This is a genomic window from Microcoleus sp. F4-D5 (genome assembly GCF_036704885.1).
In the GTDB taxonomy this organism is placed as follows: Bacteria; Cyanobacteriota; Cyanobacteriia; order Cyanobacteriales; family Microcoleaceae; genus Microcoleus.
On sequence record NZ_JAUBSX010000177.1, the window covers coordinates 1 to 2,388 of the forward strand.

Here is a 2,388-nt window from a genome sequence, read left to right on the forward strand (position 1 = left end):
TCTCTCGTCCCCTCGCTATCTCTGAACTCCTCACCTTTCGGGGGTTTCAATATCTCACTCCTTAAGAGAACAGTGCCTGCCCGTGATTTGTCCGGTATCTTGGCTGGGAATAAATCCTTTGGGAACCGCGACGAACAGTCCAACTGTGACAAACACCATTGCGAAGGACAAAATCATCGTGGTGCGGTGATACTTTAAAACTTTCTTGAGGCTCCAATCGTACCAACTCAAAAATACCTCGAATACATATTCTGAAGCTCGATAAAGCCGGCTTTGATTGGCGTGATTTACCGGACGCAAAAAACGGCTGCACAACATCGGTGTCATGCTCAAAGATACAAAGCCGGAAACCAAAATTGAAACTGCAATCGTCACTGCAAATTCATGAAACAAGCGCCCCAACAACTCGCTCATAAACAACATCGGAATAAACACTGCCACCAATGAAAGCGTCATCGATAAAATGGTAAAACCGATTTCCCTAGACCCGTTTAGCGCAGCTTCTCGCGGGCTTTCTCCTTCTTCTATGTGGCGGACGATGTTTTCCAGCATGACGATCGCATCATCGACTACAAAGCCGACGGATAGCGTCAGGGCCATCATTGACAAGTTATCTAGCGAGTAGCCCAATAAGTGCATGATGGCAAAGGTTCCGATCGGCGAAACCGGCAGCGCTAAACTGGGAATGACTGTTGCAGACAGATTGCGTAAAAATAAGAAAATTACTAAGATAACTAGGGCGATCGTCAAAACGAGGGTAAACCGAACGTCGTCAACCGAATCGCGAATCGATTGAGACGCATCGTACATCACCCCAAGCTCGATCGAACTCGGAATCTGAGTTTTTAAGTTGGGTAGCAATTTTTGAATCGTATCTACAACTTCTAGAGTATTCGTCCCTGGCTGTCTTTGAATCGTGAGGATAATTGCGCGATCGTTGTTATACCAACTAGCAAGTTGAGTATTTTCTACGCTGTCAATGACTCGTCCTAATTGTTCGAGATAAACAGGCTGTCCGTTTTTGTACGTCACGATCAAACGGCGGAATGCCGCAGCATCTTTAAGTTGTCCGTTGGTTTGCACCGTAAAGTTTTTATGGCTGCCGGAAAGGCTTCCTGTGGGTAAGTTGACGTTTCCTTGTTCGATCGCAGTTTGCACTCGATCGATGCCAATTTGCCGCGTTGCTAACTGTTGCGGATCGAGTTGAATTCTAGCAGCATATTTTTGAGAACCGTAAATCTGTACTTGCGCCACACCGGCGATTGTTGAAAGTTTTTGTGCTAGATAGGTTTGTGCGTATTTATCAACCTCAGAAAGCGGCAGGGTTGGGGAAGTGAGATAAAGGTAAAGAATTGGCCCGTCGGCGGGATTGACTTTGCTGTAAGTCGGCGGATTTGGCAAATCGTTGGGCATTTGGCCGGATGCCGAGGAAATTGCCGATTCCACATCTTGCGCCGCATCGTCAATATTGTGGCTGAGATTGAATTGAAGCGTAATTTGAGTTTTGCCGCTGGTACTCGTTGAGGTTAGCGTATCGAGTCCGGCAATGCTGGAAAATTGCTTTTCTAGCCGGCGCGCCACCGATGCAGCCATCGTTTCCGGGCTGGCGCCGGGGCGGGAAGCGCTGACTTGAATCGTGGGATAATCGACGTTTGGCAAATCGCTAATCGGCAGTAAGCGATAACTCATCCAACCGAAAATCAGAATTGCCGCCATCACCAAGGTGGTCATAATTGGACGGCGAATAAATGGTTCTGAGAGATTCATTAGTTACCTCCGCCCTGGGGATTCGTGCGCGATTTCCATGACTGATTTCCCGATGAATTGGAATCGCTGCCAGATTTTACCCGGGATTTTTTAGCCCCTGATGTGTCTGAATTATTATTGCCTTTACTGGCATCTGAATTATCTTTAGCATCCCCTGCGGTTTTAATGCGAATCTTGCTACCATCGGTAGTGCCAAACATGTAATGATAGAGAAGTAAAAATTCTTGCTCATGGTTTCCACTCATGCCTGCTTGCCCTATTTGTGCGTCTGCTCAAACTGTCAAGAATGGTCGCATTCACAATGGTAAACAACGATTCAAATGCCGTGATTGCGGACGACAGTTTGTCGAATATGCAACCAAGAAAGTGATCGATCAAGTAACACGAAACCTCATCGATCGACTGTTGTTAGAACGCATTTTTCTTGCCGGAATTGCTCGTGCAGTACAGGTTTCTGAACAATGGCTACAAACCTACGTCAACCAAAAATATGCCTGCAGTGCCTCGAAGCGTGCAGGTTACACCAAAAAAAAGGGGAGGCGTGAGCGTTTCAATGCGATGAGCTGTGGTCATTTGTGGATAACAAAGAGAATAAGCAATGGGTCTGGTTAGCGCTGGATG

The 2,388-nt window shown here is 46.7% G+C and carries 3 protein-coding genes; 1 reads left to right on the forward strand and 2 read right to left on the reverse strand.

Annotation, left to right across the window (positions count from 1 at the left end; translation table 11 throughout):
- Nucleotides 1-54 precede the first annotated feature (54 nt).
- Together QUA80_RS33355 and QUA80_RS33360 are read right to left on the reverse strand one after the other, a co-directional pair.
- Complete coding sequence (locus QUA80_RS33355) at nt 55-1,767, reverse strand: efflux RND transporter permease subunit (protein WP_333429177.1); 1,713 nt, start codon at nt 1,765-1,767, stop codon at nt 55-57.
- A complete protein-coding gene (locus QUA80_RS33360; RefSeq protein ID WP_333429178.1) occupies nt 1,767-2,012 on the reverse strand; it encodes a hypothetical protein in 246 nt (81 codons plus the stop codon). Before QUA80_RS33360 ends, QUA80_RS33355 begins: the two co-directional genes overlap by 1 nt.
- Between QUA80_RS33360 and QUA80_RS34065 the strand changes: the two genes are divergently transcribed.
- Nucleotides 2,011-2,379, forward strand: coding sequence for an IS1/IS1595 family N-terminal zinc-binding domain-containing protein (locus QUA80_RS34065; RefSeq protein WP_445302320.1), 369 nt, complete (start codon nt 2,011-2,013; stop codon nt 2,377-2,379). The genes QUA80_RS33360 and QUA80_RS34065 overlap by 2 nt on opposite strands.
- Nucleotides 2,380-2,388: the final 9 nt, after the last annotated feature.

Coding starts and splice junctions, on each gene's coding strand:
- QUA80_RS33355 (WP_333429177.1), bottom strand. CDS start 1,767: ATGAATCTCTCAGAACCATTTATTCGCCGTCCAATTATGACCACCTTG.
- QUA80_RS34065 (WP_445302320.1), top strand. CDS start 2,011: ATGCCTGCTTGCCCTATTTGTGCGTCTGCTCAAACTGTCAAGAATGGT.
- QUA80_RS33360 (WP_333429178.1), bottom strand. CDS start 2,012: ATGAGTGGAAACCATGAGCAAGAATTTTTACTTCTCTATCATTACATG.